This window comes from Streptomyces sp. NPDC051740 (assembly GCF_044453165.1).
GTDB classification, from domain to species: domain Bacteria; phylum Actinomycetota; class Actinomycetes; order Streptomycetales; family Streptomycetaceae; genus Streptomyces; species Streptomyces atrovirens.
Window position 1 is genome coordinate 316,984 of the sequence record NZ_JBITCL010000008.1, and the last position, 13,761, is coordinate 330,744.

At 72.0% G+C, this 13,761-nt stretch carries 9 protein-coding genes and 1 pseudogene; 5 read left to right on the forward strand and 5 right to left on the reverse strand.

Annotated features, from left to right (window positions below; genetic code table 11):
* Window positions 1-153: 153 nt before the first annotated feature.
* Window positions 154-2,208: pseudogene (locus ACIA6T_RS16780) on the forward strand (tetratricopeptide repeat protein); the annotation flags it as partial.
* A gap of 49 nt (window positions 2,209-2,257) precedes the next feature.
* Here ACIA6T_RS16780 and ACIA6T_RS16785 read toward each other — a convergent pair.
* Complete coding sequence (locus ACIA6T_RS16785; protein ID WP_399447224.1) at window positions 2,258-2,950, reverse strand: response regulator; 693 nt, start codon at window positions 2,948-2,950, stop codon at window positions 2,258-2,260.
* A complete protein-coding gene (locus ACIA6T_RS16790) occupies window positions 2,947-4,596 on the reverse strand; it encodes an ATP-binding protein (RefSeq protein ID WP_399447225.1) in 1,650 nt (549 codons plus the stop codon). The genes ACIA6T_RS16785 and ACIA6T_RS16790 overlap by 4 nt, the downstream gene beginning before the upstream one ends.
* 157 nt (window positions 4,597-4,753) lie before the next feature.
* Between ACIA6T_RS16790 and ACIA6T_RS16795 the strand changes: the two genes are divergently transcribed.
* From ACIA6T_RS16795 to ACIA6T_RS16810, 4 genes are all read left to right on the forward strand, one after another.
* Window positions 4,754-6,151, forward strand: coding sequence for a cation:dicarboxylate symporter family transporter (locus ACIA6T_RS16795; protein WP_399447226.1), 1,398 nt, complete (start codon window positions 4,754-4,756; stop codon window positions 6,149-6,151).
* Between the two features lie 204 nt (window positions 6,152-6,355).
* Window positions 6,356-6,784, forward strand: coding sequence for a MerR family transcriptional regulator (locus ACIA6T_RS16800; protein WP_399447227.1), 429 nt, complete (start codon window positions 6,356-6,358; stop codon window positions 6,782-6,784).
* 14 nt (window positions 6,785-6,798) lie between these two features.
* The gene (locus ACIA6T_RS16805) at window positions 6,799-7,113 is read left to right on the forward strand and encodes a thioredoxin family protein (protein WP_399447241.1); all 315 of its coding nucleotides are present in this window, start codon (window positions 6,799-6,801) and stop codon (window positions 7,111-7,113) included.
* Window positions 7,114-7,326: 213 nt separating this feature from the next.
* Complete coding sequence (locus tag ACIA6T_RS16810) at window positions 7,327-9,558, forward strand: HelD family protein (RefSeq protein WP_399447242.1); 2,232 nt, start codon at window positions 7,327-7,329, stop codon at window positions 9,556-9,558.
* A gap of 22 nt (window positions 9,559-9,580) precedes the next feature.
* Here the strand turns inward: ACIA6T_RS16810 and glgB are convergent, their stop codons facing one another.
* The 3 genes from glgB to ACIA6T_RS16825 all read right to left on the reverse strand — a co-directional run.
* Window positions 9,581-12,085 (reverse strand): 1,4-alpha-glucan branching enzyme, encoded by a 2,505-nt coding sequence (glgB, locus tag ACIA6T_RS16815; protein ID WP_399447228.1) that lies wholly within the window; start codon window positions 12,083-12,085, stop codon window positions 9,581-9,583.
* A 32-nt stretch (window positions 12,086-12,117) separates the two neighbouring features.
* Window positions 12,118-13,536, reverse strand: coding sequence for a maltokinase (locus tag ACIA6T_RS16820; protein WP_399447229.1), 1,419 nt, complete (start codon window positions 13,534-13,536; stop codon window positions 12,118-12,120).
* Window positions 13,537-13,648: 112 nt separating this feature from the next.
* Window positions 13,649-13,761 (reverse strand): alpha-glucosidase C-terminal domain-containing protein (locus tag ACIA6T_RS16825; protein WP_385059174.1); only part of this gene is annotated, 113 nt, incomplete at its 5' end.

Sequence of the window (13,761 nt, forward strand, 5' to 3'; positions counted from 1 at the left end):
GCGGTGGGGCTCGACGCCGGTGCATCCGTCCGGGACATCGCCGAGGCGGCACAGGACCCGGCACGGCGGGAGGCCGTACGGGAGTGGGGCGAGACGGTGGCCGACCTGCTCGCCGCCGATCCGCGGGGCCTCGCCGGTGCCGTCGCGCGGGCCATGGAGCGGTCCGCTCCGGGAAGCGGGGTGTCCTGGTACGACGGCGACCACACCGACTTCCGGGGCGGGGTCTTCCTGCGCGAGGTGGTCGGCGTACAGGTCGTGATCCAGCAGGGCGGGGCCGCCGTCCCCGAGGCGCTGGCCGGCCTGCCGCCGAGACCCGGCGGGTTCACGGGGCGGGAGCAGGAGACGGAGGAGTTGCTGCGCGCGCTGGACCCGGCCGGGACGCAGCCGGCGGCGACCCTCGTCGCCGCCGTGTCCGGTCTCGGCGGTATCGGCAAGACCGCGCTCGCCGTCGAGACCGCGCACCTGGCCCGTGAACGGGGCTGGTTCCCCGGCGGGGTCCTCTTCATCGACCTGCACGGTTACGACCGGGAGCCTGTCACCGCCGACCGTGCTCTCCAGGCCTTGCTGCGCGCCCTCGGTACTCCGCCGGAGTACATCCCCACCACGACGGATGAGCGGACGGCGCTCTACCGCTCCACGCTGGCTACCCGGGCTCACGAGCACGGCCCGGTGCTGGTCCTGGCCGACAACGCCTCCTCGCCGGACCAGGTCCGGCCCCTCCTGCCGGGCGACTCCCGGCACCATGTCCTGGTCACGTCACGCGACCGGCTGGCCCAATTGGGTGCGCGGCTGATTCCCCTGGACCAGCTCAGCCCGAGAGAGGCGTACGAACTCCTCGACCTCGCCCTGCGCATCGCCGACCCGCACGACAGCCGGGTGCTCGACGACCCCGACACGGCCGAGCGACTCGCCGGCCTCTGCGGGCACCTCCCGCTGGCCCTGCAGATCGCGGCCGCCCTGCTGGCGGAGGACCCGGGCAAGCCGGTGACCGAACTCGTGGCGGAACTGACCGAGTCCCACGACCGCCTCGACCACCTCGACGACGGTGAGCGCAGCGTTCGTGCCGCCTTTGAGTTGTCCTACCGTCGACTGCCGTCCGAGCAGGCTCGGCTGCTGCGGTTGCTCGCCCTCGCACCGGGGGCTGAGGTGAGTGACCAGGTTGTTGCCGCGTTGGTCGGCGCCGAGGTGCCTCCGGCGCGGGAACTGAAGGCATTGGTCCGTGCGCACCTCCTTGAGAGGGGGAGTGGGCGGTGGCGGTTGCATGACCTGGTGCGGGCATTCGGGGCAGGTGTGGTGGCCGGCCACGCGGCTCTTCGGGAGGAGGGGGAAACCGCACGGGCGCGGGTGTTGGTGTTCTACGCCTTGCGGTCTGCCGCAGCCCATGTCTGGTTCAGTGCGTTGCCGGTGAAGTTGGAGCCGCAGCCATTTGCCGGCCGTGCGCAGGCTGTGGCGTGGCTGGACGATGAGCGGGCGGGGCTGGTGGCAGCCACGTTGTGGGTGCGGGAGGAGCGATACGCGTCCGTGGCGTTGGAGCTGGCCGGGCTGCTGACGGTGTACCTCGGCTGGCGACGGCACTTCGACGATCTGATCACGATCAACCGTGCCACGCAGGAGGTCGCTCACCGCGCCGGGAACCGTCCGGGTGAGGCGCGTGCGTGGCTGGGGCTGGGCGCTGCCCTGATGCAGTCGGGTCGGCTGAGAGAGGCGAGCGAGGCACTCACCAGTGCCCGTGACCTGTACCGGGCTGTCGGCGACCATCGTGGTCAGGCCGCCGCTTGGGACAACCTCGGCTTCGTCCTGCAGGAGGCGGGCATGGTGGACGAGGCGATCAGCGCGCACGCGTATGCCCGCGACTTGTTCCGGGCCCTCAAGGACCGTCACGGTGAGGCCAAGGCATGGGACAACTTGGGTTGCTCCTTGGATGAGGCCGGTCGGCCGGAAGAGGCGATCGAGGCACTCATCAGTGCCCGTGACCTGTACCGGGCCGTCGGTGACCGTCAAGGTGAGGCCGCCGCGTGGGGCAACCTGGGCGTCGCCCTTGCGGCGACGGGTCGGGCGGAGGAGGCGATCGATGAGTACGGCAAGGCTTTGAAGGTCTTGCACGAATTCGAGAACTGGTTTGAAACCGGTCGCGTGCTCAGAAATCTGGCAGCTGCTCAGACACACCTCCAGCGCCTCGCGGATGCCCGCACCTCCTACCTGCGAGCCGCCGACGCCTTCACCCGAGCCGGTTCCCCCGCTGAAGCCGGCGCGGCTCTCACCGCTGCTGAAGTCCTCGAACCCACCGATACACCAGCTCCGGCCGCCCCACCTGCCCATAAACCGGCGCCCGCCCCGCCCTCCCCGCCTCCACCAGGTGCTCCAGATACCGCCGGGCCGTGATCCGGGAGATCCCCACCGCCTCGGCGACCCCCGCCGCCGTCAGCCCGTCCTCGACCTCCCGCAGCGCGCCCGTCACCCGCTCCAGCGTCGGTCCGCTCAGCCCCTTCGGCAGTGCGGCCGGACCCGGTGCCCGCAGCGCCGCCAGCGCCCTGTCCACCTCGGCCTGCCCGCTGGCCTCGCCCACCGCCGAGTGGAACTCGGCGTACCGCACCAGCCGGTCCCGCAGGGTCGCGAACGTGAACGGCTTCAGTACGTACTGCACGACCCCCAGCGACACCCCCTCCCGCACCACCGCGAGGTCCCGGGCCGACGTCACCGCGATCACGTCGGCGTGGTGGCCGGCCGCCCGCAGCGAGCGGGCGAGCTGGAGCCCGTGCACGTCGGGCAGGTGCAGGTCGAGGAGGAGCAGGTCGACGGGGGTCCGGTCCAGGATCCGTCGCGCTTCCGCCCCACTCTGCGCCTTGCCCACGGCGACGAACCCGGGCACCCGTCCGACGTACATCACATGGGCGTCGGCGGCCACCGGGTCGTCCTCGACCACCAGCACTCTGATGGGTTCCCCGGTCATACGGTGCCTCCCGCGCTCTCCACCACAGTGGAGCCCCTCAGCGGCAGCCGCGCCTCGAACACCGCGCCGCCCTCCTCCCCGGACGTCACCGACAGCGTCCCGCCGTGCCGACCCGCCGCCTGCCGTACGAGCGCCAGGCCCAGCCCCCGCCCGCCCGGACCGGCCGGTTTGGTCGTGAAACCGCGCTGGAAGACCGCCTCCGCGTGGTCCGGGTCCACGCCGGGGCCGGTGTCGGAGACGCGCAGGATCAGCTCCGAGCCGTCCCCGTCCCCGTCCTCCTCCGTCAGTGCCGTCACCGTCACCCGCGGGTGCAGCCCGCCCTGCGCCGCGTCCACGGCGTTGTCGATCAGGTTGCCGAGGATGGTGACCAGGTCCCGGGCGGGCAGGGTGTCCGGGAGGAGGCCGTCGTCCAGGCGGCTGTCATCCGACACCACCAGTTCCACGCCCCGCTCGTTGGCCTGGGCGGTCTTGCCGAGCAGCAGCGCCGCGAGGACCGGCTCGCTCACCGCCGCCACCACCTGGTCGGTGAGTGCCTGTGCCAGCTCCAGCTCGGCCGTCGCGAAGTCCACCGCCTCCTCGGCCCGGCCCAGCTCGATCAGCGAGACGACGGTGTGCAGCCGGTTCGCCGCCTCGTGCGCCTGTGACCTGAGCGCCTGGGTGAAGCCGCGCTCGGAGTCCAGCTCGCCCATCAGCGACTGGAGCTCGGTCACGTCCCGCAGGGTCACCACCGAGCCGCGCCGCTGGCCGCCGGTGACCGGTGAGGTGTTCACCACCAGCACCCGGTCCGCCGTCAGGTGCACCTCGTCCACCCGGGGCTCGGAGGCCAGCAGGGCGCCCGTCAGCGGTGTGGGCAGCCCCAGCTCCGCCACCGACCTGCCCACCACGTCCTCCTCCGGCGTCACGCCCAGCAGCTCCCGGCCGCCGTCGTTGATCAGCGCGACCCTGTACCGGCCGTCCAGCATCAGCAGTCCCTCGCGTACGGCGTGGAGCGCGGCCTGATGGTAGTCGTGCATGTGGCTGAGCTCGGCCGCGTTCATGCCGTGGGTGTGCCGGCGCAGCCGCGCGTTGATGACGTACGTGCCGATCGCGCCGAGCCCGAGGGCGCCGGCCGCGACCACCAGCAGCGCGGTGAGCTGTCCCTGGGCGCGCTGGCTGATCTCCTCGACCCTTATGCCGGCGCTGACCAGGCCGGTGATCCGGTCGCCGTCCCGGATCGGGGTGACCGCCCGGACCGACGGGCCGAGGGTACCGGTGTAGGTCTCGGTGAAGGTGTGGCCCTGGAGTGCCGGGGCCGTGTTGCCCTGGAAGACCAGGCCGATCTGGTCGGGATCGGGGTGGGTCCAGCGGATGCCCCGCGGATCCATGATCGTGACGAAGTCGACGTCGGTGTCCCGCACCACCGCCAGCGCGTACGGCTGGAGCTTCGCCGACGGGTCGGACGTACGGATCGCCTCCCGCACGGACGGCGAGTCGGCGACCGAACGGGTCACCGCGGTGGCCTGGCGTTCCGCCGCCTGCTCGGCCTGGCCGCGGTCACTGACGTACGTGAACAGCGCGGATCCGGCCACGACGACCGCGATGAGCACGGCCTGCATGGCGAAGAGCTGGCCCGCGAGGCTGCGGGGCCGGGGGAGGGGGATGCGCATTCAGCCAGTCTGCCCCCGGGTTCCACGGTGAACTAAATGAACGGAAGGGTGACCGCGCTCACAAGGCACGACATAGTCACGGCGTTCCCCGAAAACCCATCCCCCGGACGTGAGCCGCACGCCGGTGATGCCGACGACGTCGTCAAGGAGGGCCGCCGTGACCAGCACAGCCGCTACGGCACCTGCCGCACCCAAGGCCAAGCGGGACCGCACGCACTATCTCTACATCGCGGTGATCATCGCGGTCGCCCTCGGTATCGCCGTCGGTCTGATCGCACCCGACTTCGCGACCGAGCTGAAGCCGCTCGGCACCGGCTTCGTGAACCTGATCAAGATGATGATCTCGCCGATCATCTTCTGCACCATCGTGCTGGGCATCGGCTCCGTGCGGAAGGCCGCCAAGGTCGGCGCGGTCGGCGGTATCGCGCTCGGCTACTTCATGGTGATGTCGGTCGTCGCGCTCGCCATCGGCCTGGTCGTCGGCAACATCCTGGACCCGGGTACGGGCCTCGCGGTCACCGACGCCGTCAAGGAGACCGGTCAGGCGCAGGTCGACGCGGAGGCCAAGAGCACCGTCGACTTCCTGATGGGCATCATCCCGACCACGATCGTCTCCGCTTTCACCGCCGGTGAGGTCCTGCAGACCCTGCTGGTCGCCCTGCTCTGCGGCTTCGCCCTCCAGGCCATGGGCTCCGCCGGACAGCCCGTCCTGCGCGGCATCGAGCACATCCAGCGGCTGGTCTTCCGCGTCCTGGCGATGATCATGTGGGCGGCCCCGATCGGTGCCTTCGGCGCCATCGCCGCGGTCACCGGCTCGGCCGGCGTCGACGCGCTCAAGAGCCTGGCCGTGCTGATGCTCGGCTTCTACGTCACCTGCGTCCTGTTCATCTTCCTGGTGCTGGGCACGATGCTGCGCCTCGTCGCGGGTGTGAACGTCTTCTCGCTCTTCAAGTACCTGGGCCGCGAGTTCCTGCTGATCCTCTCCACCTCCTCCTCGGAGTCGGCGCTGCCGCGCCTCATCGCGAAGATGGAGCACCTGGGTGTCAGCAAGCCGGTGGTCGGCATCACCGTCCCGACCGGCTACTCCTTCAACCTCGACGGCACCATGATCTACATGACCATGGCCTCGCTGTTCATCGCCGACGCCATGGGCACGCCGATGTCGATCGGCGAGCAGATCCCGCTGCTGCTCTTCCTGCTGGTGGCCTCCAAGGGCGCGGCCGGTGTCTCCGGTGCCGGTCTCGCGACGCTGGCCGGTGGCCTCCAGTCGCACAAGCCGGCCCTGGTGGACGGCATCGGCCTCATCGTCGGCATCGACCGCTTCATGAGCGAGGCCCGCGCCCTCACCAACTTCGCGGGCAACGCAGTCGCCACCGTCCTGATCGGCACCTGGACCAAGGAGATCGACCGGGCCCGGGTGGACGAGGTCCTCGCCGGCCGCGTCCCCTTCGACGAGAAGACGCTGCTGGACGACCACGCCGCCGACGGCGACCAGGACGAGCCCCGCGCCGAGCTGTCCGAGCCGGGCGGCGAGAAGGAGCTGGCCAAGGCCTGACGGCCGCCGACGTCACGCCCCACAGACCCGGGCGGCTGGGTACTCCCCCCGTAGCTCAGCCGCCCGGTCACCGGAGGCCCGTCGCCCGTATCCGGGCCTCCACAGCAGCCGAGCGGCCGGACTTCACCCCCGTGAGTCCGGCCGCTCGGCCGTTTCCGTCCCGTCCTTGCCTTGACGCCGACGTCAAGGCTTACGTTCGTCGGTATGCGAATCGGCGAGCTGGCCGCACGGGCCGGGACCACCACGCGGACGCTGCGGTACTACGAGTCACGCGGGCTGCTGTCCGCGCGGCGCACCGGCAACGGATACCGGACCTACGACGAGAGCGATCTGAGGCTGCTGCGGCAGATCCGCACGCTCCAGGACTTCGGGTTCGACCTGGAGGAGACCCGGCCCTTCGTGGAGTGTCTGCGGGCCGGTCATCCCGAGGGCGACTCGTGCCCCGCCTCGCTCCAGGTCTACCGGCGCAAGCTGGACGAGCTCGACGCCCTGATCGGCGAGCTGCGCGCGGTACGGGCGAAGGTCGGCGAGCAGCTGGCGCGGGCGGAGTCGGCACGGGACGTGCTGGCCGCCGACGCGGCGGTTCCGGGCGGTCCGGAGCCGGTGTGCGAACTGGGAGGGGAGCTGCGATGAGCAAGGCGAGCGGTGTGCCCGAGGTGACCGACGCGGACTTCGAGGAAGAGGTGATCGGGGCCGAGCTGCCGGTGCTGGTGGAGTTCACGGCCGACTGGTGCCCGCCGTGCCGGCAGATGGCGCCGGTGCTGAGCGCGCTGGCCGCCGAGGAGGAGGGCCGGCTGAAGGTCGTCCAGCTGAATGTGGACGCCAATCCCGGTACGACCAACGCCTACAAGGTGCTGTCGATGCCGACCTTCATGGTGTTCCGCGACGGGGAACCGCTGCGGTCGATGGTGGGGGCCAGGCCCAGGCGGCGGCTCCTCGAGGAGCTGGCGGACGTGCTCTGACCTGGCACGACGACCTGGTACGGCCTGACGCGACCTGGTGCACGGCACAAGAAAACCCCCGGGCAATTGCGCCCGGGGGTTTTCTTTGCGTATATTCATTGATTCGCGACTTCATTTCCGGTGAAGTTCGAAGGGAGTCGCGGTGAAGTTCAGTGACCACAGTATATCCGGGCGGGAGCGGAATTGTCAAACACCGAATTTCCGGACGAGGAATTGCGGCAGGAACAGCAATTCGTCGACGGACTGTACGCACGCGTGGACGTCCTGCGCGGCGACGCCGAGGTGTCCGTCACGGAGGCGCTCGCCCAGGGCCACACCCCCAGGCAGGCCCGGCTGGAGCGGGACATCCTGGTCGCCGAGCGCTCCGGGCTGCTCGCCGCGCTGAACGCCGTGGACGGTTCCCTCTGCTTCGGCCGCATCGACCTCGCCTCCGGCGACACCCACCACATCGGCCGGATCGGCCTGCGCGCCGACGACGCCGAACGCACGCCCGTCCTCATCGACTGGCGGGCCGACGTGGCCCGCCCGTTCTACCTGGCCACCGGCCACACCACGATGGGGCTCAGGCGCCGCCGGCACATCTCCACCGAGGGCCGCCGGGTCACCGCCCTGCACGACGAGGTCCTCGACCTCGGCGACGAGACCCGTACCGGCCACGAGGACCCGACCGGCGACGCCGTACTGCTCGCCGCGCTCAACTCCGCGCGCACCGGCCGCATGGGCGACATCGTGCGCACCATCCAGGCCGACCAGGACCGCATCATCCGCGCCCCGCACCACGGGGTCATGGTGGTCGAGGGCGGCCCCGGCACCGGCAAGACCGCCGTCGCCCTGCACCGCGCCGCCTACCTCCTCTACGAGCACCGCGAACTGCTGGCCCGCCGTGCCGTCCTGATCGTCGGCCCCAACCCGGCGTTCCTCGGCTACATCGGCGAGGTGCTGCCCAGCCTCGGCGAGACCGGTGTGCTGCTCGCGACCGTCGGCGAGCTGTTCCCCGGCGTGCGGACCACCCGGACCGACACCCCCGAGGCCGCCGCCGTCAAGGGCCGCGCGGAGATGGCCGGCGTCCTCGCCGACGTCGTACGCGACCGGCAGGCGCTGCCCGACCCGGTGATCGCGATCGAGCACGACCGCGAGGTCCTGATGCTGGACGACGGCCTGGTGAACGTCGCCCGCGAACGCACCCGCGCCGCCGGGCTGCCGCACAACGTGGCCCGTGAGCACTTCGAGGGCCACATCCTCAACGCGCTCACCGACATGGTCGCCGAACGCATCGGCACCGACCCCTACGACGGCTCCAACCTGCTCGACCCCAGCGACATCACCCAGATCCGCGACGAGCTCGCCGAGAACCCCGAGGTGTGGTCCGCGATCGACCGGCTGTGGCCGAGGATCACCCCGCAGCGCCTGGTCGCCGACTTCCTCGCCGCACCCGAGGGCCACCTCCCCGACGAGGACGCCGCCGCGGTCCGCCGCCCGGTCACCCGGCACTGGACCGTCTCCGACGTGCCCCTGCTCGACGAGGCCGCCGAACTCCTCGGCGAGGACGACCGCCTCGAACGCGAGCGCGCCGAACGCGAACGGCAGACGCAGATCGCCTTCGCCCAGGGCGTCCTGGACGTCTCGTACGCCTCCCGGACCTACGAGTTCGAGGACAAGGAGGACGACGACCCGGACTCCTCCGAGGTGCTGTCGGCGCACGACATCATCGACGCCGAACGCTTCGCCGAACGGCACGAGGAGGACGACCACCGCAGCGCCGCCGAACGCGCCGCCGCCGACCGCACCTGGGCGTTCGGGCACATCATCGTCGACGAGGCGCAGGAGCTCTCCCCGATGGCGTGGCGGCTGCTGATGCGGCGCAGCCCCACCCGCTCGATGACCCTGGTCGGCGACCCGGCGCAGACCTCAGAGGCGGGCGGTGTCGGCGCCTGGGCGGACATCCTCACCCCGTTCGTCGAGGACCGCTGGGAGCACACCCGGCTCGGCGTCAACTACCGCACCCCCGCCGAGATCATGGACGTGGCCGCGGCCGTGGTGCGCGCGGAGCACCCCGGCTTCGAGCCGCCCGGCTCCGTCCGCTCCACGGGCGTACGGCCCTGGGCCCGCGCCGCCGACGACCTGCCCGGCGCCGTCGCCAAGGCCGTCGCGGAACTCACCCCCGACGAGGGCCGCCTCGCGGTCATCGCCCCGCGCGAGCTGCACCGGGCGCTGGCCGCACGGCTGGACGGGGTGACGGCGGGTGCCGAGCCCGACCTGGCGCACGCCGTCGTGCTGCTCGACCCGCGCCAGGCCAAGGGGCTGGAGTTCGACTCGGTCCTCGTGGTCGAGCCGGGCCGCTACGGCACCAGCGACCTGTACGTGGCCCTCACCCGCGCCACCCAGCGGCTCGGCGTCCTGCACACCGAGCCGCTGCCGAAGCCGCTGGCCGACGCCCTGGCCTGAGCGGAAAACTGAGCGGAGAAGCTCAGGCCGGGCGCAGCCACACCGTCGCCAGGGGCGGCAGGGTCAGGCGGACGCTCGCCGGGAACCCGTGCCGTCCCTGCGGCTCCGGCTTGACCGGGTCGGGGTGGATGACGTCACCGCCGCCGTAGCGGCCGGCGTCGGTGTTCACCACCTCGTGCCAGGCGGGCACGTCGTCGGGGACGCCGATCCGGTAGTCCTGCCGGACCACCGGGGCCAGGTGCGACACCGCGAGCAGCGGGGAGCCGTCGCTGTCGTACCGCAGGAACGCGAACACGTTGTCCTCGGCCGCGTCCCCGGTCACCCACCGGAAACCGGACGGGTCGGTGTCACCCCGCCACAGCGCCGGGGTGTGCCCGTACACGGTGTTGAGGTCGCGCACCAGATCGCGCACCCCGCGGTGGTCGGCCTCGGCGCCGTAGTTCGGGTCGAGGAGCCACCAGTCCGGGCCGTGCGCCTCCGACCACTCCGCACCCTGCGCGAACTCCTGCCCCATGAAGAGGAGTTGCTTGCCCGGATGGGCCCACATGAAGCCCAGGTAGGCGCGGAGGTTGGCGCGCTGCTGCCACCAGTCGCCGGGCATCTTCGACACCAGGGACCGCTTGCCGTGCACCACCTCGTCGTGGGAGATCGGCAGCACGTAGTTCTCGCTGTAGGCGTACACCATCGAGAAGGTCATCTCGCCGTGGTGGTACCGGCGGTGGACCGGCTCGTGGCTCATGTACTGGAGCGAGTCGTGCATCCAGCCCATGTTCCACTTCAGCCCGAAGCCGAGCCCGCCGAAGCCGCTGGGGCCCTTGTGGTGGGTGGCCCGGGTGACGCCGTCCCAGGCCGTGGACTCCTCCGCGATCGTCACGACCCCCGGCACCCGGCGGTACACGGTCGCGTTCATCTCCTGCAGGAACGCCACCGCGTCCAGGTTCTCCCGGCCGCCGTGCTCGTTCGGCGTCCACTGGCCGGGCTCGCGCGAGTAGTCGAGGTAGAGCATCGAGGCGACCGCGTCCACGCGCAGCCCGTCGATGTGGAACTCCTCGCACCAGTAAAGGGCGTTGGCGACGAGGAAGTTGCGCACCTCGCGCCGCCCGAAGTCGAACTCCAGGGTCCCCCAGTCCGGGTGCGCGGCCCGCAGCGGGTCCTCGTGCTCGTACAGCGGACGCCCGTCGAACTCCGCCAGCGCCCACTCGTCGCGCGGGAAGTGCGCCGGCACCCAGTCCATGATCACCCCGATCCCGGCCCGGTGCAGGGCGTCGACCAGGTACCGGAAGTCGTCCGGGGTGCCGAGGCGGGCCGTGGGCGCGTAGAACCCGGTGACCTGGTAGCCCCAGGAGCCGCCGAAGGGGTGCTCGGCGACCGGCATCAGCTCCACGTGGGTGAAGCCGAGGTCCTTGACGTACGCGGGGAGCTGCTCGGCGAGCTGCCGGTACGTCAGTCCCGGACGCCAGGAGGGCAGGTGCACCTCGTAGACGGAGAACGGCGCCCGGTGCGCGGGCACTTCGGCCCTGCGCTCCAGCCATTCCGCGTCGCCCCACTCGTACACCGACGACGTGACGATCGACGACGTGGCCGGCGGGACCTCCGTACGGCGGGCCAGCGGGTCGGCGCGCAGGGTCCTCGAACCGTCGGGACGGGTGATCTCGAACTTGTACAGCTCACCCTCGCCGATCCCCGGCACGAACAGCTCCCACACCCCCGTCGAGCCCAGCGACCGCATGGGGAAGCCGGTGCCGTCCCAGAAGTTGAAGGTGCCGGACACCCGCACCCCGCGCGCGTTCGGCGCCCACACCGTGAAGCGGGTGCCGGTGACGCCCTGGTGGGTCATCGGGTGCGCGCCGAGGACCGTCCACAGCTCCTCGTGCCGCCCCTCGCCGATCAGATGCAGGTCGAGCTCGCCGAGCGTGGGCAGGAACCGGTACGCGTCCTCCGTCTCCTGCACCGTCCCCTCGTACGTCACGAGCAGCCGGTACGCCGGGACCCCGCCCAGCGGCAGCAGCCCCGAGAAGAAGCCGTCACCGTCGTCGTGCAGCTCGACGGTGAGGCCCCCGGAGACGACGGTCACCGCGAGGGCGTACGGCCTCAGCGCCCGGAAGACGACCCCGCCGGGCACCGGATGCGCGCCGAGCACGGAGTGCGGGGCGTGATGCGTCCCGCTCAGCAGCCGCTCCCGGTCGGCGGCGTCCACGGCGGGGGAGACGGCGATCTCCATCTCGGGCGGGGCGGGCTGTGCGGCGGGGGTGGCCTTCGACGCCGTCTTCCTCGCCGTGGTCTTCTTGGCGGGGGTCTTCTTGGCCGGGGTCTTCTTCGCGGCCTTCTTCGCCGGGCTCTTGGCAGCGGCCTTCTTCACCGCGGCCTTCTTCACCGTCGCTTTCTCGGTCGCCGCCTTCTTGGCCACGGCCTTCGCCGCCGCGGTGGTCTTCTTCGCGGTGGCCTTCTTCACCGGTTCGGCTGCCGCGGGCTGCCGCTCGGCCGGCTGCTCCGGATGCGAACCGCTGGACTCGGGGCGGGGGGTCACGGGCGAAGCCTCCTGGACGCGGGTCGGATGGGTCAGATCAGGTCGGTCGAGGCGAGCCGGTGCACGGCGGCCAGCGGTACGGGCAGCCACTCGGGACGGTGCCGGGCCTCGTAGACCACTTCGTAGACCGCCTTGTCGGTCTCGTACGCGCGCAGCAGCACCGGGTCGGTGCGCGGATCCCGGCCGGCCGCCTCCGCGTAGCCGGAGCAGTACGCGGCCCGGCACCGCACGGCCCAGTCCGGCTGCGGCGGGTCCACCGAACGCGCCGCGTAGTCGAAGGACCGCAGCATGCCGGCGACGTCCCGCACCGCCGGCTGCGGCATCCGCCGCTCGGCCAGCGGACGGGCCGGCTCCCCCTCGAAGTCGATCAGCGACCACTCCCCGGCGGGGGAGCGCAGGCACTGCCCGAGGTGCAGGTCGCCGTGCACCCGCTGGGCGGTCCAGACGCGGCCCTCGGCGGCCAGATCGTCCAGCGCCGTGAACGCCGAGCGCAGCCCGTCCGCGTACGGCCGCAGCGCGGGCACCGCGTGCACGGCGGCTTCCAGCCGCTCGGTCATGCCGGCGACCAGGGAACGGAGCTGGGCGTGCCCCAGCGTGACCGTGGGCAGCGCGCGGGCCAGCGCGGTGTGCACCTCGGCGGTGGCCCGCCCGAGAGCCCGCGACTCGGCGACGAAGTCCTCCCCCTTGGCCAGCTCCCGCAGCGCCAGCTCCCAGCCGTCCGTCGCACCCTGCACGAACGGCTGGAGCACCCCCAGGACGTACGGCTCGGCCGGGGGCGGCGGGCCGGGGGACTCATCGGGCTCCGCGACCAGCCAGGCCGTCGGCGGGGGCACCCGGGGGCAGCCCACGCCGGCCAGCGCCAGCGGCAGCTCCAGGTCGGGGTTGATCCCGGGCACGACCCGGCGCAACAGCTTCAGGATGAACGTATCTCCGTAGACGACCGACGAGTTCGACTGCTCGGCGGTCACCAGGCGCGGCACCAGACCGGACCGGATCTCCTGGCGCGGGTCCCGCTCGAAGCGAAGCCCGCCGATCCGGGCCCGGGTGCGCAGGGCCTCCAGGAGCAGTTCGGCGGGCCGGGTGTCGTGCAGGGCCTCGTAGACCGTCCGTCCGGCCAGCGGGCCCCGCGTCACATGACCGATCAGCGCGGGCGCGAGCCGGGGCGGCAACGCCTCGCGCACGCCTATGAGCAGCTGGTAGCAGTCGCCGGGCTGCTCGGGGCTGCCGTGGCCCGGCTGGAGTGGCTGGTGCGCGCGCACGAGCAGGTGGTACAGGCCCAGCTTGGCCGTGGGCGGCAGCAGTTCGGTGGCCGCGACCAGGGAGAACCCGGTGACCGGGCGGCCCTTGCCCGCGAACCAGCGCTGCCGCGGCAGCCACTCCCTGAGCAGTGGATCCAGTGACGCAAGGAGGCCGGGCGGGGTCGTGACGGTGCGTGTGACGGCTTCCGACATGGCGTCGCGTCCTTTCCCCTCTTTCGGCGCGCCCACGGGGGCGCCGCCGGTGGGCGGGGTGTTACTCATGCGTGCCCCGGGCGGAGCGGCGGAAACCGCCCCGCCCCGGGTTCTACGCGGCGTCCTTGCGGAGCCGGAACCAGTAGAAGCCGTGGCCCCCGAGGGTCAGCAGGTACGGCAGTTCGCCGACGGCGGGGAAGCGCACCCCGCCGAACAGCTCGACCG

What these genes read in the sequence shown, in the direction of transcription:
- ACIA6T_RS16800 (WP_399447227.1), top strand. Translation starts at nt 6,356, where the DNA reads ATGCGAATCGGCGAGCTGGCCGCACGGGCCGGGACCACCACGCGGACG.
- ACIA6T_RS16820 (WP_399447229.1), bottom strand. Translation starts at nt 13,536, where the DNA reads ATGTCGGAAGCCGTCACACGCACCGTCACGACCCCGCCCGGCCTCCTT.
- ACIA6T_RS16785 (WP_399447224.1), bottom strand. Translation starts at nt 2,950, where the DNA reads ATGACCGGGGAACCCATCAGAGTGCTGGTGGTCGAGGACGACCCGGTG.
- ACIA6T_RS16790 (WP_399447225.1), bottom strand. Translation starts at nt 4,596, where the DNA reads ATGCGCATCCCCCTCCCCCGGCCCCGCAGCCTCGCGGGCCAGCTCTTC.